Origin of the sequence: Acidithiobacillus ferridurans, from assembly GCF_003966655.1 — a bacterium.
In the GTDB taxonomy this organism is placed as follows: Bacteria; Pseudomonadota; Gammaproteobacteria; order Acidithiobacillales; family Acidithiobacillaceae; genus Acidithiobacillus; species Acidithiobacillus ferridurans.
This window is the reverse complement of the sequence record NZ_AP018795.1, coordinates 2,242,261-2,269,197: the sequence shown is the minus strand read 5'-3', so window position 1 is coordinate 2,269,197 and position 26,937 is coordinate 2,242,261. Positions and strand designations below refer to the sequence as shown.

The 26,937-nt window shown below is 57.6% G+C and carries 31 protein-coding genes; 26 read left to right on the top strand and 5 right to left on the bottom strand.

Annotated elements, in window-relative coordinates:
- The first annotated feature begins 12 nt into the window (after nucleotides 1-12).
- From nifH to AFERRID_RS11570, 23 genes are all read left to right on the top strand, one after another.
- Nucleotides 13-906 (top strand): nitrogenase iron protein, encoded by an 894-nt coding sequence (gene nifH / locus AFERRID_RS11680; protein ID WP_113525799.1) that lies wholly within the window; start codon nucleotides 13-15, stop codon nucleotides 904-906.
- Nucleotides 907-981: 75 nt separating this feature from the next.
- Nucleotides 982-2,454, top strand: coding sequence for a nitrogenase molybdenum-iron protein alpha chain (gene nifD / locus AFERRID_RS11675; RefSeq protein WP_126605249.1), 1,473 nt, complete (start codon nucleotides 982-984; stop codon nucleotides 2,452-2,454).
- 94 nt (nucleotides 2,455-2,548) lie between these two features.
- On the top strand, nucleotides 2,549-4,108 hold the full coding sequence (gene nifK / locus AFERRID_RS11670; protein WP_126605248.1) for a nitrogenase molybdenum-iron protein subunit beta: 1,560 nt from the start codon (nucleotides 2,549-2,551) through the stop codon (nucleotides 4,106-4,108).
- Nucleotides 4,109-4,162: 54 nt separating this feature from the next.
- The gene (locus AFERRID_RS11665) at nucleotides 4,163-4,510 is read left to right on the top strand and encodes a 2Fe-2S iron-sulfur cluster-binding protein (protein WP_126605247.1); all 348 of its coding nucleotides are present in this window, start codon (nucleotides 4,163-4,165) and stop codon (nucleotides 4,508-4,510) included.
- A gap of 26 nt (nucleotides 4,511-4,536) precedes the next feature.
- On the top strand, nucleotides 4,537-4,881 hold the full coding sequence (locus AFERRID_RS11660; protein WP_113525795.1) for a 2Fe-2S iron-sulfur cluster-binding protein: 345 nt from the start codon (nucleotides 4,537-4,539) through the stop codon (nucleotides 4,879-4,881).
- Nucleotides 4,882-4,899: 18 nt separating this feature from the next.
- Nucleotides 4,900-6,300 (top strand): nitrogenase iron-molybdenum cofactor biosynthesis protein NifE, encoded by a 1,401-nt coding sequence (nifE, locus tag AFERRID_RS11655; RefSeq protein WP_113525794.1) that lies wholly within the window; start codon nucleotides 4,900-4,902, stop codon nucleotides 6,298-6,300.
- Nucleotides 6,288-7,649 carry a nitrogenase iron-molybdenum cofactor biosynthesis protein NifN gene (nifN, locus tag AFERRID_RS11650; protein ID WP_126605246.1) on the top strand — a complete coding sequence of 454 codons (1,362 nt, stop codon included), beginning with the start codon at nucleotides 6,288-6,290 and terminating at the stop codon, nucleotides 7,647-7,649. Before nifE ends, nifN begins: the two co-directional genes overlap by 13 nt.
- Nucleotides 7,650-7,701: 52 nt before the next feature.
- The gene (gene nifX / locus AFERRID_RS11645; protein ID WP_126605245.1) at nucleotides 7,702-8,118 is read left to right on the top strand and encodes a nitrogen fixation protein NifX; all 417 of its coding nucleotides are present in this window, start codon (nucleotides 7,702-7,704) and stop codon (nucleotides 8,116-8,118) included.
- The gene (locus AFERRID_RS11640) at nucleotides 8,111-8,578 is read left to right on the top strand and encodes a NifX-associated nitrogen fixation protein (RefSeq protein ID WP_113525791.1); all 468 of its coding nucleotides are present in this window, start codon (nucleotides 8,111-8,113) and stop codon (nucleotides 8,576-8,578) included. The genes nifX and AFERRID_RS11640 overlap by 8 nt, the downstream gene beginning before the upstream one ends.
- 58 nt (nucleotides 8,579-8,636) lie before the next feature.
- The gene (locus tag AFERRID_RS11635; protein ID WP_126605244.1) at nucleotides 8,637-8,900 is read left to right on the top strand and encodes a CCE_0567 family metalloprotein; all 264 of its coding nucleotides are present in this window, start codon (nucleotides 8,637-8,639) and stop codon (nucleotides 8,898-8,900) included.
- 4 nt (nucleotides 8,901-8,904) lie between these two features.
- Entirely contained in the window at nucleotides 8,905-9,213 is a 309-nt protein-coding gene (gene fdxB, locus AFERRID_RS11630) for a ferredoxin III, nif-specific (protein WP_113525789.1), read from the top strand.
- Between the two features lie 22 nt (nucleotides 9,214-9,235).
- On the top strand, nucleotides 9,236-9,889 hold the full coding sequence (locus AFERRID_RS11625; RefSeq protein WP_113525788.1) for a nitrogen fixation protein NifQ: 654 nt from the start codon (nucleotides 9,236-9,238) through the stop codon (nucleotides 9,887-9,889).
- Between the two features lie 67 nt (nucleotides 9,890-9,956).
- Nucleotides 9,957-10,550 carry a hypothetical protein gene (locus AFERRID_RS11620; RefSeq protein ID WP_113525787.1) on the top strand — a complete coding sequence of 198 codons (594 nt, stop codon included), beginning with the start codon at nucleotides 9,957-9,959 and terminating at the stop codon, nucleotides 10,548-10,550.
- Between the two features lie 256 nt (nucleotides 10,551-10,806).
- Nucleotides 10,807-11,175: a HesB/IscA family protein gene (locus AFERRID_RS11615; protein ID WP_113525786.1), complete on the top strand. Its 369-nt coding sequence runs from the start codon at nucleotides 10,807-10,809 to the stop codon at nucleotides 11,173-11,175.
- A 4-nt stretch (nucleotides 11,176-11,179) separates the two neighbouring features.
- Nucleotides 11,180-12,055, top strand: a complete 876-nt coding sequence (gene nifU, locus AFERRID_RS11610) for a Fe-S cluster assembly protein NifU (protein ID WP_126605243.1) — start codon at nucleotides 11,180-11,182, stop codon at nucleotides 12,053-12,055.
- Nucleotides 12,056-12,057: 2 nt separating this feature from the next.
- Entirely contained in the window at nucleotides 12,058-13,266 is a 1,209-nt protein-coding gene (nifS, locus tag AFERRID_RS11605; RefSeq protein WP_126605242.1) for a cysteine desulfurase NifS, read from the top strand.
- Entirely contained in the window at nucleotides 13,259-14,419 is a 1,161-nt protein-coding gene (gene nifV, locus AFERRID_RS11600; protein ID WP_113525783.1) for a homocitrate synthase, read from the top strand. The genes nifS and nifV overlap by 8 nt, the downstream gene beginning before the upstream one ends.
- Nucleotides 14,420-14,434: 15 nt before the next feature.
- On the top strand, nucleotides 14,435-15,211 hold the full coding sequence (gene cysE, locus AFERRID_RS11595) for a serine O-acetyltransferase (protein ID WP_113525782.1): 777 nt from the start codon (nucleotides 14,435-14,437) through the stop codon (nucleotides 15,209-15,211).
- Nucleotides 15,212-15,246: 35 nt separating this feature from the next.
- Nucleotides 15,247-15,579 (top strand): nitrogenase-stabilizing/protective protein NifW, encoded by a 333-nt coding sequence (gene nifW, locus AFERRID_RS11590; protein WP_126605241.1) that lies wholly within the window; start codon nucleotides 15,247-15,249, stop codon nucleotides 15,577-15,579.
- 64 nt (nucleotides 15,580-15,643) lie between these two features.
- The gene (locus tag AFERRID_RS11585) at nucleotides 15,644-17,260 is read left to right on the top strand and encodes a SagB/ThcOx family dehydrogenase (protein ID WP_126605240.1); all 1,617 of its coding nucleotides are present in this window, start codon (nucleotides 15,644-15,646) and stop codon (nucleotides 17,258-17,260) included.
- Nucleotides 17,257-18,039, top strand: coding sequence for an ankyrin repeat domain-containing protein (locus AFERRID_RS11580; RefSeq protein ID WP_126605239.1), 783 nt, complete (start codon nucleotides 17,257-17,259; stop codon nucleotides 18,037-18,039). Before AFERRID_RS11585 ends, AFERRID_RS11580 begins: the two co-directional genes overlap by 4 nt.
- Nucleotides 18,040-18,107: 68 nt before the next feature.
- Nucleotides 18,108-18,338, top strand: coding sequence for an FmdB family zinc ribbon protein (locus tag AFERRID_RS11575; RefSeq protein WP_126605238.1), 231 nt, complete (start codon nucleotides 18,108-18,110; stop codon nucleotides 18,336-18,338).
- Between the two features lie 59 nt (nucleotides 18,339-18,397).
- Nucleotides 18,398-18,631 (top strand): hypothetical protein, encoded by a 234-nt coding sequence (locus AFERRID_RS11570; RefSeq protein ID WP_126605237.1) that lies wholly within the window; start codon nucleotides 18,398-18,400, stop codon nucleotides 18,629-18,631.
- A 23-nt stretch (nucleotides 18,632-18,654) separates the two neighbouring features.
- Here AFERRID_RS11570 and AFERRID_RS11565 read toward each other — a convergent pair whose 3' ends face one another.
- The 3 genes from AFERRID_RS11565 to AFERRID_RS11560 are packed head-to-tail and all read right to left on the bottom strand — an operon-like array spanning nucleotide 18,655 to nucleotide 20,893.
- Nucleotides 18,655-18,984, bottom strand: coding sequence for a Rieske 2Fe-2S domain-containing protein (locus tag AFERRID_RS11565; protein WP_126605236.1), 330 nt, complete (start codon nucleotides 18,982-18,984; stop codon nucleotides 18,655-18,657).
- 47 nt (nucleotides 18,985-19,031) lie between these two features.
- On the bottom strand, nucleotides 19,032-19,163 hold the full coding sequence (locus tag AFERRID_RS16015) for a hypothetical protein (protein WP_264158143.1): 132 nt from the start codon (nucleotides 19,161-19,163) through the stop codon (nucleotides 19,032-19,034).
- Between the two features lie 32 nt (nucleotides 19,164-19,195).
- Nucleotides 19,196-20,893 carry an AAA family ATPase gene (locus AFERRID_RS11560; RefSeq protein ID WP_197722435.1) on the bottom strand — a complete coding sequence of 566 codons (1,698 nt, stop codon included), beginning with the start codon at nucleotides 20,891-20,893 and terminating at the stop codon, nucleotides 19,196-19,198.
- 209 nt (nucleotides 20,894-21,102) lie between these two features.
- Between AFERRID_RS11560 and AFERRID_RS11555 the strand changes: the two genes are divergently transcribed.
- The 3 genes from AFERRID_RS11555 to AFERRID_RS11545 all read left to right on the top strand — a co-directional run bounded on the left by AFERRID_RS11555 (nucleotide 21,103) and on the right by AFERRID_RS11545 (nucleotide 24,806).
- Nucleotides 21,103-22,026 carry an extracellular solute-binding protein gene (locus AFERRID_RS11555; RefSeq protein ID WP_126605235.1) on the top strand — a complete coding sequence of 308 codons (924 nt, stop codon included), beginning with the start codon at nucleotides 21,103-21,105 and terminating at the stop codon, nucleotides 22,024-22,026.
- 165 nt (nucleotides 22,027-22,191) lie between these two features.
- On the top strand, nucleotides 22,192-23,520 hold the full coding sequence (locus tag AFERRID_RS11550) for an OprD family outer membrane porin (RefSeq protein ID WP_126605234.1): 1,329 nt from the start codon (nucleotides 22,192-22,194) through the stop codon (nucleotides 23,518-23,520).
- 83 nt (nucleotides 23,521-23,603) lie between these two features.
- Nucleotides 23,604-24,806, top strand: coding sequence for a cation diffusion facilitator family transporter (locus AFERRID_RS11545; RefSeq protein ID WP_113525773.1), 1,203 nt, complete (start codon nucleotides 23,604-23,606; stop codon nucleotides 24,804-24,806).
- Nucleotides 24,807-24,868: 62 nt separating this feature from the next.
- Here AFERRID_RS11545 and AFERRID_RS11540 read toward each other — a convergent pair whose 3' ends face one another.
- Nucleotides 24,869-25,894, bottom strand: coding sequence for a FecCD family ABC transporter permease (locus AFERRID_RS11540; RefSeq protein ID WP_113525896.1), 1,026 nt, complete (start codon nucleotides 25,892-25,894; stop codon nucleotides 24,869-24,871).
- Nucleotides 25,891-26,931, bottom strand: a complete 1,041-nt coding sequence (locus AFERRID_RS11535; RefSeq protein ID WP_126605233.1) for an ABC transporter substrate-binding protein — start codon at nucleotides 26,929-26,931, stop codon at nucleotides 25,891-25,893. Before AFERRID_RS11535 ends, AFERRID_RS11540 begins: the two co-directional genes overlap by 4 nt.
- Nucleotides 26,932-26,937 lie beyond the last annotated feature (6 nt).

The following is a 26,937-nucleotide window of genomic DNA, read 5'->3' as shown; positions in this document are numbered from 1 at the left end:
GGAGACATGGCAATGAGTGACAAACTAAGACAAATCGCCTTTTATGGTAAAGGGGGCATTGGCAAGTCCACGACCTCGCAGAACACCCTGGCGGCACTGGCGGAAATGGGACAGAAAATTCTCATCGTCGGCTGCGATCCCAAGGCCGACTCCACCCGACTGATCCTGCATTCCAAGGCGCAAGACACCGTGCTTAGTCTGGCGGCCGAAGCCGGCAGTGTGGAGGATCTCGAGCTTGAAGATGTCATGAAGGTGGGGTATCGCGACATCCGCTGCGTCGAGTCCGGTGGCCCTGAGCCGGGCGTGGGTTGCGCAGGTCGTGGTGTGATCACCTCCATCAACTTCCTGGAAGAAAACGGGGCCTATGATGGCGCCAACTATGTCTCCTACGACGTGTTGGGAGACGTGGTCTGCGGCGGCTTTGCCATGCCCATCCGGGAAAACAAGGCGCAGGAGATCTACATCGTCATGTCCGGCGAAATGATGGCCATGTACGCGGCCAACAACATCTCCAAGGGCGTGCTCAAGTATGCCAACTCCGGCGGCGTACGTCTGGGCGGCCTCATCTGTAACGAGCGTCAGACCGACAAGGAACTGGAACTGGCCGAGGCATTGGCCGGCAAACTGGGCACCAAGCTCATTCATTTCGTACCCCGCGACAACATCGTGCAGCATGCCGAATTGCGGCGCATGACGGTGCTGGAATACGCACCGGAATCCAAGCAGGCGCAAGAATACCGGACTCTGGCGGAAAAAATTCATGCCAATGCCGGCAACGGCGCTATCCCCACCCCGATCACCATGGACGAGTTGGAAGATCTGCTTATGGACTTCGGCATCATGCAGAAGGAAGACACCAGCATCATCGGCAAGACTGCTGCCGAATTGGCGGCTGCGGGAATGTAATGGAACGGGTGGGCGCGGGTTGTTCACCGTGCCCACCAGGATGTGGCACCTAATTGAAGCAAGGAGTACACCAAAATGAGTATATCAGCGGAAGATCTCAGCACACAGCGCACAGCGGAGAAAACTGCCAGAAATCGCGAACTGATCGATGAGACGCTCAAGGCCTATCCAGAGAAGTTCGCCAAGCGGCGCGCCAAGCACCTCAATGTCTATGAAGAGGGCAAGAGCGAGTGCGACGTCAAGTCCAACATCAAATCCGTTCCCGGCGTGATGACCATCCGCGGCTGCGCCTACGCCGGTTCTTACGGCGTGGTCTGGAGCCCAGTCAAGGACATGATCCATATCAGCCATGGTCCGGTCGGCTGCGGCCACTACGCGCGCGCTGGACGGCGCGCCTACTACATCGGCACCACCGGGGTGGACACCTACACGACCATGCACTTCACCTCGGACTTCCAGGAGAAGGACATCGTTTTCGGCGGCGACAAGAAACTCGCCAAGCTGATGGACGAGTTGGAAGATCTGTTTCCAATGTCCAAGGGCATCACGGTGCAATCAGAATGTCCGATCGGGCTGATCGGCGACGATATCGAGGCGGTTTCCAAGAAAAAGGCCGCGGAATTCGGCAAGCCGGTGGTACCCAATCGCTGTGAGGGTTTCCGTGGTGTGTCGCAGTCGCTTGGCCACCACATCGCCAACGATAGTATCCGCGACTGGGTGCTGGACCCCGCCGCAGACAAGCACCCGGATTTCGAAAGCACGCCTTACGACGTCACCCTGCTGGGCGACTACAACATCGGCGGCGACGCCTGGGGCTCGCGCATCATCCTCGAAGAGATGGGCCTGCGCGTGATCGCCCAGTGGTCCGGCGACGGCACCCTCAAGGAGTTCGAGGCGAGTTCCAAGAGCAAGCTCAACCTGCTGCACTGCTATCGCTCGGTGAACTACATCACCCGGCACATGGAGGAGAAATACGGCATCCCGTATATCGAGTTCAACTTCTTCGGCCCCACCAAGATCAAGGAATCGCTGCGCGAGATTGCCGCGTTCTTCGACGAGTCCATCCAGGAAAAAGCTGAGAAGGCGATCGCCAAGTATCAGCCGCAGTGGGACGCCGTGGTGGAGAAATTCCGGCCCCGGCTCGAAGGCAAGAAGGTCATGCTGTTTGTCGGTGGCCTGCGTCCGCGCCACACCATCGGCGCCTTCGAGGATCTCGGCATGGAGGTCATCGGCACAGGCTATGAGTTTGGCCACAACGACGACTACCAGCGCACCACTCATGAAATCAAGGGCAGCACCTTGATCTATGACGACGTGACCGGCTACGAGTTCGAAAAATTCGCCGAGAAGCTGCGTCCCGACCTGGTCGCCTCTGGGGTCAAGGAAAAATACATCTTCCAGAAGATGGGCTTTCCCTTCCGCCAGATGCACTCGTGGGACTATTCCGGTCCCTATCACGGTCCGGACGGGTTCGCCATCTTCGCCCGCGACATGGACATGGCGGTCAACAACCCGGTATGGGGCCTGACCCAGGCGCCCTGGAAGTAAGGAAGAGGAGCGAGGAGGGGCGAAACATGCTTTTATCCGTTTTCCCTTCCCCGCTCCGAATCCGTACTCCTCACTGAATCAAAGGAGAAACATCATGAGTCAGAATGCAGATAAAATCGTCGACCACTTCAACCTGTTCAAACAGCCTGATTATCAGGAGATGTTCAAGAACAAGCAGAAAACGTTCGAAAACCGACTGCCCGCAGACGAGGTTGCACGCGGCCAGGAATGGACCAAGACCTGGGAGTACCGCGAAAAGAACTTCGCCCGTGAGGCGCTGTCGGTCAATCCCGACAAGGCCTGTCAGCCCTTGGGGGCGATTTTCGCCGCCGTGGGCTTTGACGGCACCCTGCCCTTCGTGCACGGTTCGCAGGGCTGCGTGGCGTATTTCCGCTCCCACTTCAACCGTCACTTCAAGGAACCCAGTTCCTGCGTGTCGTCATCCATGACCGAGGATGCGGCGGTGTTCGGTGGTCTCAACAACATGATCGACGGCCTGGCCAATTCCTATAGCCTGTATAAGCCGAAGATGATCGCGGTCTCGACCACCTGTATGGCGGAAGTGATCGGCGACGACCTGAACGCCTTCATCAAGACCGCCAAGGAAAAGGGCAGTGTTCCTGAGTCGTTCGATGTGCCCTTCGCACACACACCCTCCTTCGTCGGCAGCCACATCACCGGCTATGACAACATGATGAAGGGCATCCTGACCCACTTCTGGGACGGCAAGGCCGGCACTGTGCCCGCCCTGGAGCGCAAGCCGGATGAGAAGATCAATTTCATTGGCGGCTTCGACGGCTATACCGTCGGCAACATGCGCGAGATCAAGCGCCTGTTCAGCCTGATGAATGTCGATTACACGATTCTGGGCGATGGCAGCGATGTGTGGGATACGCCCGCCGACGGCGAATTTCGCATGTACGACGGCGGCACCACCTTCGCCGAAGCCGAAGCTGCGCTGAATGCCAAGGCGACGGTGTGTATGCAGGGGATCAGCACCGAAAAGACCATGGCCTATATCCAGGAGAAGGGCCAGGAAGTGGTGGCGCTCCACTGCCCCATCGGCGTGAGCGGCACCGATCACTTCCTCCAGGAGGTTTCTCGCATCAGTGGCAAGCCCATCTCTGAAGAGCTGAAAAAAGAGCGCGGCCGTTTGGTGGACGCCATCGGCGACTCGATCTCCTACCTGCACGGCAAGAAATTCGCGATCAACGGCGATCCGGATTTCTGCCTCGGAATGGCAGGATTTTTGCTGGAACTGGGCGCCGAGCCGGTGCATGTGGTCTGCACCAACGGCAACAAGGACTGGGCGGAGAAGATGAATGCCCTATTTGCCAGCTCGCCCTTCGGCAGCGGCTGCCATGCCTATCCCGGCAAGGATCTGTGGCATATGCGCAGCCTGCTGTTCACGGAGCCGGTGGATTTCCTGATCGGCAACAGCTACAGCAAATACCTGGAGCGCGATACCGGGACGCCCATGATTCATATCGGCTTTCCCATCCATGACCGGCACCACCATCACCGCTACCCCATCTGGGGCTACCAGGGGGCGCTGAATGTGCTGGTCTGGATACTGGACCGTATCCACCTGGAACTGGACCGCAACAGCATGGGTATCGGCACGACCGATTTCAGCTACGACCTGGTGCGCTAATCCTCACGGGCGGCGCTGCCGAGCTTCGCTGCCCGTCTGGCTGGAGAGAGAAACATGGCTGATATCACCTTCACTTCCCCCGCGATGGCCAAGGATATCACGGTATACGCCACCGCCGGTGCCCGGCAAACCCTGCTGGGACTGGCCAAGGCAAACAGGATACCCATTCAATTCGAATGCGAAAACGGTGAGTGCGGTTCCTGCGCAGTGCAGGTAACTATTTTGGAAAGGAAAGAGCCTTTGGGCCAGCATCTGACGGAAAAGGAGAAAATCGTTCTGCTCCTGTCCGGAAAGATCAGCAAGGGACAGATCGAGGACACGGAACTGCGGGATATCCCACCGCCATGGCGGCTGGCGTGCCAGTACATCGTCCGTGATGAAGATATTCTGGTGAAACTGTAAGTTTCCCACTGCATAAGGAGCGAGAGATGGGAGAGGTGCAATTCATCTCACCGCGTATCGGTGGCGACTGGTCGATCTCTTGTCGCAGCAACCAGCCAGTCTCCCTGTTAACCATTGCGCGCCTCTGCCATGTGCCTTTGCCGGTCGATTGCGCGCAGGGACTGTGCGGGACCTGCGCGGTGCAGGTGGTTCTCCGCCGCGGAGCGCCGTATCGCCGTCTCGGCTCCTTTGAAAAGCGGACGCTGCGCGCTGTGGGGAAGATTCCGCTCGCCGATGGGGACGAGGACACGGCGGCCTGGAAAGGGCCGCGCTGGCGGCTGGCGTGCCAGTGCATAATGGAAACCAGCGATCAATTCTTTGTGGCATTTTGACGTACCGGGAGGTGTTCCATGTTGCAGAACAAGATCCAGGAAGTCTTCAACGAACCGGGTTGCGCCAAGAACCAGACGAAGTCTGACAAGGAGCGTAAAAAGGGCTGCACCAAGCAGTTGCAGCCTGGTGGAGCCGCCGGAGGCTGCGCCTTCGACGGCGCCAAGATCGCGCTGCAGCCCATCACCGACGTCGCCCATCTGGTCCATGGCCCCATTGCCTGCGAGGGCAACTCCTGGGACAACCGCAGTGCCAAATCCTCTGGATCGCAACTTTTTCGTACCGGATTCACCACCGACATCAACGAAATGGATGTGGTGTACGGCGGGGAAAAGCACCTCTTCAAATCCATCAAGGAGATCATCGACAAATACGATCCCCCCGCTGTTTTCGTGTACCAGACCTGCGTCCCGGCGATGATCGGTGACGATATCGAGGTCGTCTGCAAGGCCGCCAGCGCCAAATTCGCCAAGCCCGTTATCCCGATTAACGCCCCCGGTTTTGTCGGGGTAAAGAACCTCGGCAACAAACTGGCCGGCGAAGCCCTGCTGGATTACGTCATCGGCACAGAAGAACCGGAATGCACTACGCCCTATGACATCAACATCATCGGTGAGTACAACCTCAACGGCGAACTATGGCAGGTCAAACCGCTCCTCGATCATTTGGGAATACGTGTCATCTCGTGCATCAGCGGTGACGCAAAATATCATGAGATCGCCCAGTCCCATCGCGCCCGCGCCAACATGATGGTGTGTTCCAAGGCGATGATCAACATTGCCCGCAAGATGGAAGAGCGCTATCAGATTCCGTTTTTCGAGGGCTCCTTCTACGGCATCTCCGATACCAGCGACTCCCTGCGGGAGATCTCCCGACTGCTGGTGGTAAGGGGTGCCCCCGCCGAACTACTGGAGCGCACCGAAGCCCTCATTCAACGGGAGGAGGCGCGCGCCTGGGAGCGCCTGGAGGCCTATAAGCCGCGTCTGCGCGGCAAGCGGGTGCTGCTGATCACCGGCGGCGTCAAGTCGTGGTCCGTTCTCGCCGCCCTGCAGGAAGTCGGGATGGATATTGTGGGCACCAGCGTCAAAAAGTCCACCAGGGAAGATAAGGAACGCATCAAGGAGATCATGGGGGAGGACGCCCACATGATCGAGAATCTGACACAAGGAGAGATGTACCAGATGCTGCGGGCCTCCCAGGCCGACATCATGCTCTCCGGGCCCCGTTCCCAGTTCGCCGCCCTCAAGGCCAAGATGCCGTGGCTGGACATCAATCAGGAGCGCCACCACGCCTATGCCGGCTACGAAGGCATGGTGGGATTGGTGGAGCAGATCGACCGCGCCCTCTACAACCCCATCTGGTCGCAATTGCGCAAGCCGGCACCCTGGGAAGCACAGGAGGCCGCATCATGGCTACCGTAACCGTCAGCCACAAGTCCTGCGCGGTCAATCCCCTCAAGATGAGCCAGCCCATCGGCGGTGCCCTGGCCTTTCTGGGGCTCGCCCAATCCATGCCCCTGCTGCATGGTTCCCAGGGTTGCACGGCCTTTGGCGTGGTGCTCTTCCAGCGCCATTTCCGGGAGACCATCCCCATGCAGACCACCGCCATGAACGAGGTGGCCACGGTCATGGGCGGTCTGGATAACATCGGCAGCGCCCTCATCAGCATTTACCAGCGTACCCATCCCCGCATCGTCGGCATCTGCTCCACCGGAGTCACCGAAACCAAGGGAGATGACGTGGACGGCTATCTCAAGACCTTTCTGGCAGATCATCCGGAGCTGGGAGACCTCGCCGTAGTCTACGTCTCCACGCCCGATTTCAAGGATGCCTTTCAGGACGGGTGGGGCAAAGCGGTCAGGAATATTGTCGACACCTTGGTGGAGCCGACCAGTGTACGGCTAGACGGCGCCGTCAATTTCCTGGTGGGTTCCCACCTGACCGTCGCCGATATCGAAGAGCTGCGCGAGATCAGCGAGTCTTTCGGCTTACAGCCGACCTTCCTGCCCGACCTGTCCGGATCTTTGGACGGCCACGTGCCGGAAGATTTTTCCTCCACTACGCTGGGTGGAACCGGTTTGGAGGAGATCCGCGCCATGGGCGAAGCGGAACTGACCATTGCCTTGGGCGAACAGATGCGTCCCGCCGCCGAAGCTTTAATGGCCAAGACGGGTCAGCCTTACGTCTTGTTCGACCGGGTCACCGGCCTGGAGGCCAATGACCAATTATTGGACTGTCTGAGCCAGTTGAGCGGACAACCCGTGGCCAACAAATATCGCCGCCAACGCAGCCAGCTCATGGATGCCATGCTGGATGGACACTTCTTTTTCGGAGGCAAGAAAATCGCCATCGGCGCTGAACCTGACCTGCTCTGGAATATCGGATCGTGGCTCACCGAAATGGGGGCGACAGTTACTACTGCGGTGACCTCCACCCACTCGCCGCTACTCGAACAGATGCCTTGTGAAGAGGTGCTTATCGGTGATCTGGAGGATCTCGAGGCGCGGGCTGCCGGCTGTGACTTGCTCATCACCCACTCCCATGGACGGCAGGCGGCGGCGCGGCTGGATATCGCTTTCCTGCGCATGGGACTGCCTATTTTTGACCGGCTCGGCGCCGCCCATCGCCTGTCTCTTGGCTATCGCGGTGCTCGCGATCTGACCTTCGAGATCGGCAACCTGTTAATGGCACGGGAGGAAGAAAATCGCCCGGATAGTTGGCCACTACCTATGGAGGATCACGATGCACATGCGTCGTTTGCGGTTGGTTAAGGATGCAGAACGTAGTAGTCACTTGTTATCTGGTCAACGCCCAGGAGGCACCATGAAAGTCGCATTTGCAACTCAGGATATGCAGAGAGTGGATGCCCATTTTGGCTGGGCAAAAAACATCGCCATTTATGAACTCAGTCCAGAAGGTCACCATTTTCTGGAGGCCGTGCAATTTGACGGAGAACTTGCCGAGGACGGCAACGAAGACAAGCTGGCTCCCAAGCTGGAAGCCATCAGGGACTGCGCCATTTTGTATGTGGCCGCCATTGGCGGCTCCGGTGCGGCGCGGGTGGTGGCCATGAAAATTCACCCCATCAAAGTGAATGAACCGGAATCCATCCATGGAATACTCGACAAGCTGCAGGTCGTGTTACAGGGAACTCCACCCCCCTGGCTCCGCAAAGTCATGAACAAGGGTGCAGAAAAAGCGTTTAATTTTGATGACGAAGAGGAATTAAGTCATGCCTGACAATACTGCAGTGGCGGTGGTGTTACCGGATGAATCCGCGTTTTTCCGCGAACTGGTCAAGCAGTGGCGGGCACAGGATAGCTATGGTGCCTGGGAAAAAAAGTCCGACATGGAGCTGCTGGCGCCCTACGTGCTGGATAAGGAGCAGCGTCGGGCGATTCCCATCATCGGCGATCCTGATCCCGAAATATTGTGGCGGCTGGAACTTTTTTATAACGCCGTGGGGCTGGCTACGGAGCGTGCTTCCGGAGTCATGGTGTCGCCCATGATGAAAATGAGTCATGAAGGCTTTGGCCGCATGGTGCTGATTGCCGGACGGCTGATCGTGGTCAACAAACAGTTGCGCGATGTGCATCGTTTTGGCTTCCCCAGCATGGAAAAACTGGCCGAAGAAGGTGACAAACTGGTGGCAGGTGCCCTGGAAATGATCGAAAAATTTCCGGAGGTGGCCCGCTTTTGACCCTTGAACTCAGCGTAGCTCACGCTTATGGTTCATCAGCGCATAGGAGTATGACGTCATGTCTGTATTCATGGAGATGTTACCGGTAGTAGAGGAACAGACCAATCACTGGGAGTCGATTGTGGACGAAAAGGACGCATTGAAAACAGAAATCAAACGGCTCAATGCCCAGGCCACCCAGGCCAAAATGGATCTTCACGATCTGGCTGAAGATTTACCCATCGGCTGGGAGAATATTCTGGAACTGGCGAATCGTACCTACGCCGCCTACCGCGATCTGACGGCCGCCAGGGCACGGCTCGCATCCTTCCCCGGGGGATGACGGCATGCGCGACATCACCGGCATCACCAAGGGCGGGCTCGGCTGGACACCCCAGTTTGTCGAATATATCAATGAAGAAAAGTGCATCGGCTGCGGGCGCTGTTTCCGCGCCTGCGGTCGGGATGTGCTGAACCTTATTGGTATTACCGAAGAGGGGGAACGGGTGGCGGCGGACGATGACGAGGCAGAGCGCAAATTCATGACGATTGCGCATCCGGAAAAATGCATCGGCTGCGAGGCCTGCTCCCGGGTTTGCCCCAAAAACTGCTATACCCATGCATCCATGTCCCTAGCGGCCAGCGTCTCTGCATAGTGCCTCAAGAGGGAGTGCATCCATGAAGACTGCCATATATGACATTCTGATGTCCGGTCGCAACCCCGATGAGGCATTCCCTGACGCGCGTTTTTTTGCGCTATGTATCAGCCTTCGCGCCACGGAACGCAAGGGCAACATCAGCATGGCGCTTGGCCTGGAAATCAGGCAACTGAGCCATCTGTTTGCTCGTTATTTCCCGCGGATAGCGGAATCGCGTTCGACCGCGCAATGCACGAAGGTCTATCTCCATAACGCTGCAGGCGGGACCTTTCTGTGCCAATGCCTGGGCAAAGAAAACAAAGCGCCCGCGCGCGATGAGGAAACTGGCGATCTGGTCAAGCTCTTGCTGGATCACCGCGCCAGCGTGAATCAGGCCACAGAGTGGGTAGCGGCCATTCTCGCCGCGGGCTGCCGGGGCGATGATCACTTGTGGCAGGACCTGGGCCTGACGAATCGTGAGGACCTCAGTGACATTATCAAACGCCATTTTCCGGCACTGTACCTCAAAAATACCGGCAACATGAAATGGAAGAAGTTCTTTTATAAGCAGTTGTGTGAACAGGCTGAAGTCCACCTCTGCCAGGCACCCAGTTGCAATGTTTGTAATGACTATGCCCAGTGCTTCGGCCCGGAAGAAGACAGTGGTTGGAACCTGCTGGCTGCTCAGGGCTGAAAACCTATAAGCATCCCCAATCCGATCAGGATGCAATATTTTACCTCTACTCAATATGGAGTCATTTATGTCCATCAGCATCGAACAAAGCGCATTCGCAGGGCTCGACACTCAGAAAAGACTGGTGAATCAGGTATTCAAGGGAGAATTGAATGCGCAGGGGCGCTTCGGTTTTCGCGGCGAACTGGCTATCAAATTCGCCACCGCAGTGGCCGATGAAGCACGCCCACCCGAGCTCGTTGCGCAGCAAGTCATCAGTTCGGCAGAACCTGGCGCCCAAAAAATTTCTTTTTTATCCTGCTATCTTCTGTCTTTTGGTTATCTGGATGCACTCGTAACGGTACTGGCCGAGTACCTGGAGCCCTCTGGTAAATATTTTATTTACTGCAATAATATTGATTTCAGCAAGCGTTACCATCTGGAATATAAAGGTATCCCATTTTATATCCTGCCGCTGGATGAGGCGACGGTCTACAATGAATTGCTGGAGTTGTTCGGGCTGGAACGCAACGATCTCAAAAAGCTCGCCACGGCAGGCAAGATCAACCGCATCGCCGAGAGCGCGTTGCAATACAATGCCGTATTCCCCGAGATCAGCTATGCAGACTGCCTGGCGGGCATGGGTCCGGTACGTGATCCCGGCGAAAACCGGCCCGTATAGACGCTTTTGCCATTGATTTAGCGAAAACCCGGACACCAGCGATCTCCGGGTTTTTGCCATTCTGCCCCGCCCTGTGATGTTCGTTTTCTTGCAAAACCATCCTGGGAGATGTCTAGAAACCAACAAAACCGCACGAATGACACCTTCACATCCATTGTAAATCATCAAAATAACAATAAGTTAATAACAAAACCCAAAGCTGGCCCGAGTCTTGCAAAGAAGCATACAGGAACCCTTGTCGCGTAAGGAGTATGCCATGCTGATGTTGACGGAAAAGGCCATTGATGTCGTAAAGAATCTGCTTGCCGAGAATCCTGAAGCGAGCGGATTACGGGTTGCGGTAACCGGAGGCGGTTGTTCCGGTTATCAATATGGAATGGGGCTGGAGGCCGGGGCAAGCGCAGAAGACACTGTCGTGGCGATAGAGGGCGTGGCGGTTTACGTGGACAACGCCAGCGCCGCACTGCTGAACGGGGTCGTCATCGACTATGTGGATGAACTCAGCGGCAGCGGCTTCCGTTTCGAAAACCCCAATGCTACGGGGACCTGCGGCTGCGGGTCGTCATTCACCACGGGAGACGAAGCCTCCGCTTCCTCAGCCTCCTCCTGCGGACATCGGAGCTGACGCCATGTGGGATTATACCGATAAAGTCAAGGATTACTTTTTCAACCCCAAGAATACCGGGGTCCTCGAAGAGGCCAATGCGGTCGGCGAGGTAGGCTCCATCAGTTGCGGGGATGCCCTGCGCCTGATGCTCAAGGTAGACCCGGATACGGATGTCATTCTGGATGCTCGCTTCCAGACGTTTGGCTGCGGCTCCGCCATCGCCTCGTCATCGGCGTTGACCGAATTGATCAAGGGCAAGACGCTCGATGAAGCGCTCAAAATCACCAATCAGGACATCGCCGAGTTTTTGGGCGGCCTTCCTCCGGAGAAAATGCATTGTTCCGTCATGGGCGCCGAGGCGCTACACGCCGCCATCGCCAATTACCGCGGCGAAGAATGGGCAGATGATCACGAAGAAGGTGCGCTGGTATGTAAATGCTTCGCCATCGACTCGGCCCTCATTGAGAAGGTGGCCAGGGAAAACCATTTGTCGACGGTCGAAGAGATCACTTTCTATACCAAGGCGGGCGGCGGTTGCCAGAGTTGCCATGAGCAGATCGAAGATATCCTCGCGGCAGTAAACGGCAGCGCACCGCTACCGGTGGTGGCAGCAAAACCCGCCGCCAAAGCCGCCCCGGCACCCATGACCATGGTGCAGAAAATCCAGAAAATATCTGCCGTGATCGATGAAATGCGCCCACAATTCCAAATGGATGGCGGCAATATCGAACTGGTCGATGTGGATGGTGATACGGTCATGGTGGCCATGAGTGGCTCGTGCATGAACTGCCAGTCTTCCGGGATCACCATTTCCGGCATCCAGGAACGCCTGATGCTGACTCTGGGCCGTCCGGTACGGGTAGTTCCGGCCGGCATGCCGCAAGCCGTGGGGGCATAGCCATGAGCAGCGCCTATATGGACAACAATGCCACCACTCGGGTAGATCCGCGGGTGCTGGAGACTATTCTTCCCTATTTCAGCGAGTATTACGGCAACCCCTCCTCCATGCACAGCTTCGGCGGCGATGTGGGCAAACGTCTGGAAGAAGCGCGCGCCTCCGTACGGGCGCTGCTGGGGGCGGAACACGACTCGGAAATCATTTTTACCTCCTGCGGTACGGAGTCCGATAACACCGCCATCCTCTCGGCCCTGGCCATTCAGCCCAGCCGCCGGGAAATCATCACCAGCGTGGTGGAACACCCGGCCATTCTGTCTCTCTGTGACCATCTCGAACGTCATGAAGGCTATAAAGTCCACTACATTCCCGTGGACCGGCTTGGGCGCATCTCCATGGAGGCGTATGCCGCAGCGCTCAGCGAGCAGGTCGCCGTCGTCTCCATAATGTATGCCAACAACGAGACGGGAACGATCTTTCCCGTCGAAAGCATGGCACGGATGGCCAAGGAGAAGGGCGTACTCTTTCATACGGACGCCGTGCAGGCGGTGGGCAAAATTGCCCTGAACATGCAGGAATCGGCCATCGACATGCTCTCCCTCTCCGGCCATAAGCTGCATGCCCCGAAAGGCGTCGGTGCGCTCTATGTGCGCCGGGGCACCCGCTACCGACCCATGCTGCGCGGTGGTCACCAGGAACGTGGACGCCGGGCCGGAACGGAAAACACCACGGGCATTATCGCCCTGGGGCTGGCGGCAGACATGGCGCTGGAGCATATGGAGTATGAAAACACTGTGGTGCGCGCTTTAAGGGATCGTCTGGAGGCCGGGATACTGGCGCAGGTGCCCTATGCTTTCGCCAATGGCGATCCGGAACACCGCCTGCCCAATACGTCCAGCATCTCTTTTGAATACATCGAGGGCGAAGCCATTCTGATGCTCCTGAGCCGGGTCGGCATCGCCGCCTCCTCGGGTTCCGCCTGCACCTCCGGGTCACTGGAGCCGTCCCACGTGTTGCGCGCCATGGATATTCCCTATACCGCTGCGCACGGCACCATTCGTTTCTCCCTGTCCCGGGAGACTACGGAAACGGAGGTGGACTGGGTGATTGCGCAGACACCACCCATCGTCGAACAACTGCGGCGTTTGTCCCCTTACTGGGGCACCAATGGCCCTATTCTCACCGATAACGCCTTTGCACCCGTATATGCATGAGCTCAGCCCCCTCTCCCGCGACTTTGCGGTAATTCACGACACCACCCTGCGCGATGGCGAACAGACCGCCGGGGTCGCGTTCCGCCCGGACGAAAAACTCACCATCGCCGAGAATCTGGCCAATGCCGGGATTCCGGAACTGGAGATCGGCATCCCGGCCATGGGGAGCGAAGAGGAGGAAACCATCCGGGGCATTGCTCAGATGGGTCTGTCCGCCCGCCTGGTGGTCTGGTGCCGGATGCACGATACGGATCTTGCCGCGGCAAAGCGTTGTGCCGTGGACATGGTCAATGCCTCAGTGCCGGTGTCAGATATCCAGATTCGGGGCAAGCTGGGCAAAGATCGTCAGTGGGTCCTGCAGCAGGTGGATCGCCGGGTAAAGCAGGTACTGGACAGCGGCATGGACGTGGCGGTAGGCGGCGAAGACGCCTCCCGGGCACCGTTGGACTTTGTTCTGCGGGTCATGGAAGTCGCGCAACGAGCCGGGGCCCGCCGCTTTCGTTATGCCGACACCCTGGGCATTCTGGAACCCTTTAATACCGCCCATATCATGCGGCGCTTAAGGGCGGTCACGGACATGGAAATTGAAATCCATGCCCATAACGATCTGGGTCTGGCCACTGCCAACTCCATCGCTGCCCTGCGTTTTGGTGCCACCCATGTAAACACGACGGTGAACGGCCTGGGCGAGCGCGCCGGCAATGCCGCGCTGGAGGAAGTCGTGATGTGCCTGCACCATCTGCATGGCATCGAGACAGGTATCGACGTGCGGCAGTTCAAAGCGATTTCGCAACTGGTGGCGCTGGCATCCGCCCGACCCGTCCCCGCCGGGAAAAGCATCGTCGGAGATGCCATTTTCAGCCACGAGTCCGGTATCCATGTCGATGGATTACTCAAAAATCCCCGGAATTACCAAAGCTTCGACCCGGAGGAGCTGGGGCGCCAGCATCACCTGGTACTGGGTAAGCATTCCGGCACCAAGGCTATCATGCGCGCCTATGCTGAACTGGGGAGCATTATTACCGAATCACAGGCACAAAGCATCCTCAGACAGATTCGCGTCTATGTACTTCAGCATAAAGTAACGCCGCCGGTCGAAGATATGCATCGCTTTCTTCTGGAAAGCATGGAATCCCCGCACGTCCATTCCTGAATAAAGGAGAAAACCATGGCTGCCACGCTGCTCGGCAAGGAAGAATCCCGCAAGTCCGGTCTGTGGCGCAACCTGCGCGACGATATTCACTGCGTTTTTGAACGTGATCCGGCGGCGCGCAACACCCTGGAAGTTCTCACCACCTATCCTGGGGTGCATGCGCTGCTGGCGCATCGCGTGGCCCATCGCTGCTGGCAGCGGGGATGGAGATATCCAGCCCGGGTATTGAGCGCCGTGGCGCGATTCTCGACCGGTATCGACATTCACCCGGGGGCGCAGATCGGGCGGCGTTTTTTTATTGACCACGGCATGGGCGTGGTGATTGGCGAAACGGCCGAGATCGGCGACGATTGCACCATCTACCACGGCGTAACCTTGGGGGGAACAAGCTGGAATCCGGGCAAGCGTCACCCGACATTGCAGGATCGGGTCATGGTGGGTGCGGGTGCGAAGATCCTCGGACCCGTCACTATCGGTCATGACGGTCAGGTGGGTGCCAATGCAGTGGTCATTAACGATGTGGCGCCGGGTATGACGGTCGTGGGCATCCCCGGCCGCGTCGTGCTGCCTGCGGAACGCCGCCGCATCAACGCCCACGGTATCGATCTGGATCACCATCTCATGCCGGACCCGGTGGGCAAGGCCATTCAGTGCCTGATGGAACGGATTTCCCAACTGGAATTGCAGGCCCAGTCCGTCGGGCGTACTGCGCAACTGACGGAAAAAGACTGCAACAGCTGTCCGGATTCCGATCCCAATCTGTGTGGGCCAAACAGCAACCCGGCACTTTAGCCCCCTCCCTTCTGACGACTTCCAAGGATGACACCATGAGTGACCTGCGTAAAACACTGGCGAGTTTGTCCTCCGCTGAGGATTTCCTGAAGTTTCTGAACATCGACTATGATGAGACGGTGGTCCATATCAATCGTCTCCATATCCTCAAACGTTTTCATGACTATCTGAAAAGAGAGGGGAATACGGACGCCCTGGATGATCAGGCGCTGCAAACGCTTTATGTGAAATTGCTCAGCCAATCGTATCAGGATTTTGTGGTATCTGATGCGGTCTCCGAAAAGGTGTTCAAAGTCTTTCATCAGGCCATGGGCGTGAGTCATGTCTCTCTCGAAAAGGTGGCGGTCAGCGCGCCGAAAGCACGTTGACAGGCGGTTGCCGCGCCGGAATAAAATGCCACGACCAAGGCTGACTAACGGAACGGCGCACATCATGGCGACAGGCAATGACAGCGAAGCGGTGCAAGTGGTGATGGCCTACCATGAACGGTCCAAGCATCACCTGAATCGCTATGCCGCCGGGCCGGAAGCGCTGGACTGGGATGCACAACCCAACCCCTTCCGCGAGTTCACCGGAAGCCCAAGGCGCATCTTGCCGTTGCTGGCGGAAGAAACTGCCGCCACTTTCGCCGGGTTGTCCGCCGCCACACCCCAACCCTTCACGCTCCAGGCGGTCGCCCAGTTTTTGGAGCTTTCCTTCGGGCTGGCGGCCTGGAAGGAATATGGCCCGGATCGCTGGGCGTTGCGTTGCAATCCCTCCAGCGGCAACCTGCATCCTACCGAGGCCTATCTTCTCGCCTTCAGGGTACCGGATCTGGAGGACGGACTGTATCACTACCTGAGCAGAGATCACCTGCTCGAACAGCGCTGGTCTCCCGATACCGAACAGCACGACTCAGGAATATATGTTGGGCTGACGTCCATAGCGTGGCGCGAAGCATGGAAATACGGCGAACGGGCACTACGCTATTGCCAACTGGATATTGGCCATGCGCTGGGTGCCCTGCGCTACGCTGCGGGTACCCTGGGTTGGCACCTTCGCCTGCGCGGGGATGTGGATGATACCCGACTGCGCAGCCTCCTGGGCCTGGACCGTTGCGGCGATTTCGCGCATGCCGAAGGCGAGGATGCGGAGCTACTACTGGAAATCCTCCCAGCCAATACAATGTCCTCCGCCATCGCTAGTCCCGCTGCGCTGCCGGGACAATGGCGAGGTCAGGCCAACCGCCTGGACCCCCACCCCCTGTACCAGTGGCCGGTCATCGCCGAAACGACCATCGCCAGCAGGATGCCGGTACTCGCTCCCGGCCCGCTTCCGCCTGATCCCTGGCCGGCACGCAAAAAATCCGGTCAGGTAGCCGCCAGCACCCTGATCCGCCGTCGGCGCAGCGCCCAGCGCTTCGACCCGAAGACGGTCATGGCGGCTGATGATTTCTTTACCCTCCTGGATGCGTTGCTGCCCCGTTCCGACCTGCCCTGGGATGCCTGGCCCTTTACCCCGCACATCCATCCGATACTTTTTGTGCATCGCGTCGAAGGGCTGCACAGCGGTCTCTACGCCCTGCCGCGCACCGGGGAGGGCGAACAAGTGCTACGCATGACCCTCCATCCCGACTTCTCCTGGGAAACCGTAGCCGGCGCACCCGCACACCTGCCCCTGCGGCGACTCTATAGTGGCGACGTGCGTAGCGTCGCCCGGACCCTGTCCTGTCATCAGGCCATTGCCGCCGATAGCTGCTTTGCCGTGGCCTTTCTGGCGGAGTATGCCGACCCCCTGAAGAACGGTGCCTGGCATTATCGCTTGCTCTACCAGGAAGCCGGGCTGCTCGGGCAAATATTGTACCTGGAAGCCGAATCCCTGGGTCTGAACGGCACCGGCATCGGCTGTTTTTTTGATGATGCCGTGCATGAAATATTGGGGATCAAGGATAACCGCCTGCAATCCCTCTACCACTTCACCGTGGGTCATGCCCTGACGGACACTCGGATCAGCACCCTCCCGCCCTATGCCCACCGGGAACTGGACATCCACACCGGAGAAACCTCATGAATACCCGTTCCTTTCAGCGTATTGATGTGCACAGGGCCCGCGAACTCCTGCAAAGGCAGGACACCATGTTACTGGACTGCCGCCATCCCAGCGACTTCCAGGCCGGACATATTGCCGGAGCTTCTCCCCTGGGCGATTACAACGCCGATGACTATGTATTGAACATGGCCAAACATCGTCCCGTGCTGATCTATTGCTACCATGGCAACGCCAGCCAGATGCGTGCCCAACTCTTTGCCGATTTTGGTTTTGCGGAGGTATACAGCCTGGATGGCGGTTACGAAGCCTGGCGCAGGGTGCATGCACCCCAAAATCCGCAGCTCACCGAAGCGCTGCAACGCTGGCTGACGGAGCAGGGCTTCCCTACTGCAGACATCCATGCCGGTACCCGCGACGGGGTGACGCCCTTGATGCGTGCTGCCGGCGAAGGCAATCCTGAACGGGTGGCTGAATTGCTCGCCGCCGGTGCCGACCCGCACCAACGCAATAACGACGGCAATCAGGCCCTCTGGTTCGCATGTGTCAGTGAGAATCTGGACATACTGGACCTGCTGGTCGCGGTTGGCGCCAACCTCAACCACCAGAATGACAATGGCGCCACTTGCCTGATGTATGCTGCATCCGCTGGCAAGACGTCGGTAGTGGCGCGTTTGCTGGCATTCGGTGCGCACCGGAGCCTCCTTTCGCTCGATGATTTCACCGCACTGGATATGGCGGCCAATCTGGAATGTCTGAATTTGTTGCGCGAAACACCGAGGCGGATAAAAGCCGTCACCTGAACAGGCATCATTATTGCTGTACCGGGTAACAGATGCGGTTTTGGCCATAACCTGACAAAGGAACAAAAATGCCTATTTTCGATTACCATTGTTGCGATTGCGACGCCGACTTTGAATTACTGGTCATGGGCTCAACCATCCCAAACTGCCCGCAATGTGGCAGCCAACACCTGGAAAAGCAGCTTTCGCGGGTGGCCGCACCTGGTCGCAGCGCCGGACTGATGGCGCGTACTCGTGCGCAAGCGGCGAAAGAGGGACACCTGAGCAATTTTTCGCCCGCCGAGCGCAAATCACGCTGACTCGAGAGGCATCGTTTCACCCCCACCGACTTTTGGAACAACAGCAGCGAGGATTTATCATGAGTGGTTTTTTCATGGATTGGGATGGCAATTTACGCAGCGTTGAGGATCCGGGAGGCGGTTACGTTTGCGATGTCGACCTGCCAGCACGCTATGTCGCAGTAATGCAGGGCAGTATATTAGCCCATGAAGCGACCCTCTATAAAACCCTCACCGATGTTGAAAAAGCCGGAATCAAAGCGGAAGTGGTTCCCGGCTCTCATCCCTGGGGAAGCAAGAGGGACGGGTTTTAGTTAGCCTCTATTTGCCAATGGCTTTAGCAGGGTCCATTGGGTGCAAAATCGCCGATATCCACCAACACTTCATCGTTTTCAATCTTCAGCGGAAACTCCCTGAGGGTACAGGGCTGGCCCTTGATGCACGCGCCGGTTTCACTGCTGAACGCCCAGTCATGGTGTGCACAGGTCAGAGTCTCCCCATCGAAACGGGCATCGGCCAGTGGTTCATTGGCGTGGGGACACATCCCATGAAAAGCCCGGGGTTCACCCCGGGTGGGCCACACAATCATGTGCAGTATCCGGTTAACCACCGCTACTTCATATTTTCCTTGTCGCAGCTCATTAAAATCACAGGCTTTACCAAACATGGTGAAAACTCCTTTTCAATCCAGAAAACCATCAGAAGATTATGCTGTTAGGACATCCATGCCATCTGCTGTAGCACACTGCTCTGATTGGCCACTTCGCAAGCCATAGGGTCAATCCCATGCTGTGTAAAAACTTCCTCAGCCGCCTGTATGGCGAGGGCCATATCGTTTTCACTCACCAATCCCACATCCTGGACTGGTATCTCCAAGGTCACGCAGCGACTGGTTCCAGCCCGCGAAATACCGAACAGCGTTTAAAGACCTCCACAGTCGGCAGCACCTGTTTCTGTTTACAGTATTTGGCCACCAGTTTGGCCAGTCCCTTAATATCCCTGCCAGTGGCTACAGGAAAAATATCCACCAATTCGTCAATGGCCGACATGGAGATATCGAGACAAAACTGATCGCACATCACCTGCCAGATTTGTCGGCGTCCATTGCCATCCGGGGGATTGTATTTAATCAGGGCGATGCAACGGGAGATAATGGCTTCATCAATGTCATCCACCCGGTTCGTGGTCAAAAACAACAAACCATTAAAATACTCCAGCACCCGCAGAAAAACGCCCACCACCGCGTTCATCGTCATATTGTCGTCCCGGCGCTTGATATAGACATCCGCTTCATCAATCAGCATAACGGCGCCCCAGCGTTGGGCGCGGGTCAGTATCTCCTTCAGCGCGGTCTCCATACTGGCCACATTCAGTCCGAGTTGTCCTGAATGCACCCGATACAGCGGTCGCTGAATAATTTCAGAATACACCTCGGCGGTGAGCGTTTTTCCTACACCGGCGGGTCCGGCGCAGAGCACTGTGGTCCCGCCGGACTTCCCGGTAATGATATCGTCCATCAGGACATCCATCTCGGCCGTCAAAATATCAATAAGATCTGTCTGTTCAGCGGGTAAAATCAGCTTTTGCTTCAATGTGGGCTGGTAAGCGTAAGGCGCGATATCGCTGACATGCACCCAGAGGTAATGATGAAGCTCCAGGTGAAACATGAATAAATAGGGATGCACGGGGATTTTCGTGAACAACCCATTCTCGATAACAGACTGGAATTGCCCCATCTCTTCTTCGGCGCTATAGCGATTGCTTTTTGCCGCTTTGCGCAAATAGGGGCCGAGAATATCCCCCGTCACTTCCAGTGCTGTGACCCTGGCGGTCAGAATACCCTCATCATTGACCAGACGTGCCCTGCCCTCTCCCGCCGACAAAATGATCACGTCTTTTCGTGACCAGTCGGTATCCCGATGTGTCGCACTGGGATCTTCGGCATAGAAGCCGACCCCGAGCGCCGAATACTGTGCGCCATAATGTCCCCGCCATTCAAAATAACGGGAGACTTCTGCGTCATAGGCAGCAATCAGCTCCGGAGTTTCTTTCAAAAATCCCTTTGCAGCGAGTATTTCCCTTACTGAACGATTGGCCATATCGCCCGCGGAAATACGAATGGTCGGGCTTGCAATGACGCCTTTAGCGTTCGCTTTCAGTTCTACGACGATCTTGCCAGTTTCGTCATTTCCCGGTGCCACAAAGTCCAGTCTGGTGATGACGTAAGCCAGGGCTTTACCATCCACATTGATACTGAACAGCCAGCCCCGGATGGCGTCTTCAATCAGCAGGCTAGCCAGCGCTGGCAATAACAGTTCGAGGTCATCATCCGGTCCAAAACGCAGATCATTACCCTGCCTGGATTTTTGCAGGGCAAGTAATATGGCGGACTGTGCATGCAACTCTGGTCCCGCTGCCTGATACAGCGTGGCGAGAAAACCAAGTTCAGAATATGCCAATTGCTGAAAAGACAATTCGGCAACATCCCCGAAACGAAGCTGTTCCCGCAAGCTCGCCAGATGCGGGAACTCCTGCACCATCGCCTCGACATGCGCCCGCCGTATCCGCAGGTTCACAAAGCCTCTCCTTAAAATGTCAATAAATACACATTATTGTCATAAATCGAACAAATAAGTGGGTAATGGGACCGCGTGGAAGATGCAGCAAAAAAGATGCCATATTCATGACACATCGGGGTATAACCAGCTTAAAAAACCTGTTGACAGCAAAAAATAGTTGCCGGTATATTCATCCATATATTTCGCAAACCACAGGAGTAGAGCACGTGAAACACCGTCACCATCAAAGTTCCCTTGCGCTGATCGTCGCCGCCAGCCTGCTGGGTTTATCGCTCCAGGCCATGGCCAAAGACCTGCATGTCGCTTACGCAGGCTCCATGGGTACCGTCATGGACCTGCATCTTGGACCGGCCTTCGCCAAAGCCCATAATGTGCAATATCAGGGGGAGGGCCAGGGCGCTTATGGCCTCGCCCGGCTCATCGCCGCCCACAAACTGCGCACTGACGTTTTTGTCTCCATCACCCCCGGCCCCATCGAGGTGCTGATCAAGGCCGGCCTGGTCAAGGAGGCCTTCCCGGTCGCCAGTACAGCCATGTGCATCGCTTATAGTCCCAGCAGCCCCTACGCCAAAGATTTCAAGGAAGCTGCGGAGGGCAAGGTGCCGTGGTATAAAATCCTGCAGAAGCCGGGGGTGGTCTTCGGCCGCACCGATCCCAAAACCGACCCCCAAGGGCAAAATATCGTCTTCACCTTCATGCTGGCGGAAAGGTATTACCACCAACCGGATCTAGTGAACAAAGTCCTCGGAGCGGTCGAGAACCCCCGGCAGATATTCACGGAGGCGTCGTTGCTTTCCCGCCTCAAGAGTGGGCAGATGGCCGCCTCATCGGGTTATCTCAGCGCGGTAAAATCCCTGCATCTGCCTTATATCACTCTGCCCGATCAGATCAATCTCAGCAATCCGGCCATGGTCAAAGACTGGTACAGCAAAGTCCACTTCACCCTGAATGTGGATGGCAAACCCAAAACCGTCCACACCCAGCCGCTGGTCTTTTATGCGGCAGTACCTGTGGACGCGCCCGATCCCCAACTGGGCATGGCCTTTATCCACTTCATGACCAGTCCCCAGGGACAGACCATGTTCAAAGAGACCGGCTACAACCCACCCAAGGGTGACGTACTGAAATAAAGCGGCTCCGCGCCGGCGCGTTCCGCGCCTGGCGCAAATAGTTCAGCAGACAGTTTGCCGGTCCGTTGGGGTGAGGTATTCCTCCACGACCCGGCTAATCATGCCGCGTTATATTTAAATTACCGCAATGAAAACCACCATACTTGATTCGCAGGAGCTATTCCCATGCAGAAAAACATCCTTCATCTGATGACAGCAGCCAGCCTGATGGGTGCCTTCAACGCCAGTGCCCACGCCGAAACCCTGTCCCAGTTTTTTGCGAAAAGTCATATTGATGGACAAATCCGTTCCTATTACTTCAGTCGCCTCTATGGCACCCCCAACACCGTCAATGCGTATGCCTACTCCCTGGCCGGACGCATCAACGTCGTCACCGCGCCCTTTCTCTCGGGCTTCCGTATCGGCGTCAGTTTTTACACCGCCAATGCTCTCGGCACACAGCCCAGCAATCCGGCCCGGATCGACAAGACCCTCATGGGTACCAGTCCTTCCGTCAATGCACTGGGTCAGGCCTATCTGGAATATCAGGACAAATGGATCACCGCCAAGGCAGGCAATCAGTTGGTAGATACCCCCTGGCTAAACCGGGTCGGTGGGCGGGTGATCCCCGTCACCTATCAGGGAGTAACCCTGGAGGCCCATCCCTTCCGCGGCGTGCAACTCAGCGCGCTGCGGATTTTCCGCTGGAAAGACCGCACCACCGACCAGTTCTACCGGGATAACCTCTATTATCCCGGCCACTATGAGGGTGACTCCCTCTATGGCGGACCCAACGTGCTACCCGCCGGTACCCCACCCACCAACGGAGCGCTCGCCTTTGGCGCCCAATATCACGCATATCACGCAGAAACCGCCGCCTGGTTTTATCAGTTTGATCAATTCGCCAACATGTTCTACTGGAACGGTCACTACGCCCTGCCGACATCCTTCGTCCTCAAGCCCTTTGTGGATGCGCAATTCACCCGGGAATGGGGTGCCGGAGAGACCTTTGCCAATACCGCCACTACGCTTTTCGGGCAACCGGGCCAGGGCGTCAACAGTACCAACTGGGGTATCAAGACCGGCATCGCATTTCCTCACGGAAGTCTGTGGTGGGGTTATGATGCTACAGAATTGCATGCTCACGCCTTGGGCGGCGGCGCCATTATTTCTCCCTATACCATCGGCTATACAGCAGACCCGCTGTATGTGAATAGCATGATGCAGGGCCTGGTCGGCGTGGGTCCGGGTCATGGCTGGCGGGTGCGGGCCGCTTACTGGGTGCTGCCTGAGCAAGTCCAACTGACTGCAGGCTACTCACAATTCACTACCTATTTTTCGGGGAACAGCAACTGGACCCACTTTAACGTGAGCTATTTCCCCCAAGGCATGTTTAAGGGACTGTGTTTACGGGATCAGGTGGAGGTGGGGAATGGTGGTGCGGTCGGACTGTTTCCGGGCTCAGGACAACACTCCTTTGTGTACAACCGAGTGATGATGACGTACAAGTTTTAGCGCCGATCATAGATGATGCGTGGAAGATGGACTGCATTAAGGTATCATTGCCGGAGGCTGGGCAGACGGGGACCATGGAGGCGATGGATACACCGAAAAAAACCACCCCCTCTGACCTGGCGGAACGGCAGAAATCCCGTTGGATGATGGCATCGACGGGGCTCAATGGCCTGCTTTCCATAGCAAAAATCGGCTGGGGCGTTTATTCCGGCAGCACCGTCGTCATCGCCGACGCCGTGCATAGCATTTCCGATGTATTGGGCGCCCTGCTCATCCTTGCGGCCATCCGCTTTTCCCGCCACCGCTCCTTGCGGTTTCCGTACGGTCTCCATAAGGTGGAGGACATGGCTGCCCTGGGCGGTGCCTTGCTGGTCGTCATTGCCGCCTATGAGATCGCCCGCGCGGTGTTTTTCTCCGGCGGTGCGCGGCCACCTGACAATCCCTTGGCCACCATGGGGTTCATGACGGTCGTTCTGGTGGCCGAGGGGATTTTTTATGTTTTCGAACGACGCGCCGCCGCCCGCCTCCACTCCCCCGGACTACAAAGCGATGTGGTCAACTGGCTGGGCGATATCGGCGCCGGTGTCGTGGTCATCGCCGGAATCGGCGGGCATCTCTTGCGGATACCCTTTGCCCAGGAGATTGCCGTCCTCATCATCCTCTTCCTGATTCTGGAGGGCACCTGGGGGGTGCTGAAAAACGCCATCCTCTCCCTGCTGGACGCCTCGGTGGAATCCGAACTGTACGCGAAGGCGAAAAATCTGCTGCTGACCACGCCGGAAGTGGAAACCGTGGAGGGACTGCGTCTGCGCCATGCCGGGAGTGTCCTGTTCGCGGACGCCACCATCGGTATCGCCGCGGCGAACTTCGCGCACGCCCATGAAGTAGCCGACCGCGCCCAGCAACGTCTGCAAGAGGCGTTCCCCGAGCTGGAAAACATCACGCTTCATTATGAGCCGCCCTTCAAGCCCTATAAAAGGCGGGCATTCCTTCTGACCGAGGAGGGATCGGCGCTGGCCACGCGCTTTGGCATGGCGCAGCGTATTCGTTTTGAGGACGAAAACCACGAAGGTGTCCTGGTGAATACCCAAACCCTGAACAACCCCGTACCCGGCGCCGAAAAAGGGCGCGGCATACGGCTGGCGGCATGGCTCATCGCCCAGGGGGCGGACGAAATTCACATGCGCGCCGGGCAGTTGGAACCGGCCCTGGAGGCATTGCTCTCGGCGGCGGGAGTGACACTGGTGATTGACGAGCCCCTCCCTCTCCCAGCGCACGCCGAGTGAAAGCCATGCGGGAGTCATTGGCCACAGGAACCCCAATCCCGGTGCCACGCAACGGGGCAAACTCAGACCCACGCCTTCCGTATCTGCCGGAGCACCAGCAAAAACGCTGGCACCCCCAGAAGTTCCGCAAATACGCCCACCGGAACATCCACGGAGAACAGATTGCGGGCCAGGGCGTCTGCGAGCAAAAGGTACGCGGCACCGAGAATACTGCTTCCCAGCAACAGACGGCGGTTGCCCGGCCCGAGCAGCAGACGTCCCAGATGGGGGATGATGAGCCCGATCCAGCCGATCATCCCCGCCATCATCACCGCCATGGCCGCCAACAACGTTGCGAGCACGATGACCAGCAAACGGATCTGGCGCACTGGCAGACCAAGACTGTGTGCTTCCTCGTCCCCCAGACTGAGGGCATCGAGGCGATGCCCTTGCAACATCAACAGCGCGATCCCGGCAAAAACCGGCAGGGCGAAGTAGGGTATCTGGCGCAGGGGCACGTTGGAAAGACTGCCCATCAACCAGAAAACGATACTGGGTAGCTGCTGGTACGGATCGGCGGCATATTTCACCAGGGAAAGCAGTGCGGTAAACAAGGCTCCGGCCAGGATGCCGCCAATCACCAGCATCAGAGTGGGCTGCCCCGGAAAATGGCGGGCGATCAGGTAAGCCATCGCCACGGCGATCAGCCCAAAAACAAAGGCCGCCATCTGTATCGTCCACCAGGGACCGCCCAGGATGATGCCCAAGGCGCCCCCGAAGGCGGCTCCTGCCATGACGCCCAGAATATCTGGGGCCGCCAGCGGGTTGCGGAACACCGCCTGAAAGACGGTACCACTGGCCGCCAGCGCCGCACCCACGAGGATCGCCACGGAGAGGCGCGGCAGGCGGATCTCCACCATCAACAAATGGATCTGCATGGCTTTGTCCGGCGCCAACAAAGGGCTGCCCCGCAGCCATTGCCAGAATTGCAGCCAGGACAGCGGGTAGTGCCCCCAGGACATCTCCAGCACCGCCATGGCGGCCAGAAGCAAGAGCAACAGTGGTAAAGTCAGCCTCCTGGCCGACTCTGGTAGTGCCGTTATCCTCACGGGCGCCACATCGCCTGCGCCTGCGCCTGCGCCTTGCTCACGTTGACCTGCAGAAATGTCTTGAAGAAGTCCTGTATCTCCTGATTCAGATGGATTTTGAATGCCTGCGGATACAACACGTGCGCGAGCCAGAGAGCCCCCAAGCCCTGCATGAAGGAAGGTGGACGATCCATCCAGTTAAAAGGCTGCCGGGGCACCAGGTAAACCCGATGTGCTTTTACCGCCTGGAGGCCCTGCCAGGCCGGAAGGCTATACACGCGCCGGTAAAACACCGGGTCCTGCACCAGAATCACGTCGGGATTCCAGGCCAGCACCTGCCCCATACTCACCCGTTCCATCCCCTTCAGTGCCGTCGCCTTGCCGGTAAAGACGTTATCACCGCCTGCGGCACGGATCACTTCGGTATGGGGAGAATTCGCCGTGTCGGTCATCAGGCCATCCACGCCTTCCGCGTAATAGACTGTCTGGCGCTGTGCCTGTGGAATGGTGCTGCGCAAGTCCTTAAGGCGACTCAAAATATTTTGAAAGGCCGTGGCCAGTTCCTCACCGCGCGCGCCTTGCCCCAACTGATCTCCCAGCAGACGGTATGCGGCCGGATAGTCGTTCAGACTTTGCAGATTGACGGTCAGCGTGGGCACATCGATGCGCTGTAACTCGCTACGCAGGCGGGCATCATCCAGGTAAGGCGCCCAGAGCAAGGCCAGCTTGGGATGAATGGCGAGCACACGTTCCAGCTCCGGTTTGTCGCCGGGGTCCCAGCCACCCAGTACCGGCAGATTGCGCGTAGCCGGCAAGAGGTACTTGGAATTCGTACTCATGCCCAGGCCCGCCATTTTATTCAGCGGGAAATTCCACCCGGCCAGCAAATCCGGGGCGAGACTGTAAATCAGCAGGGTCACTGGCGGCGCGGTGCCGTAAACACTGTGGGGCGGGAGTTGGGTAGGGGCCGTGGCCGCCCACGAGGGCAATGAGAGCAAGAGGCTGGCGCCCAACGCCGCAATAGATAAACGCCATTTGCCTGGCAAAGTATTCAACATGTCGTG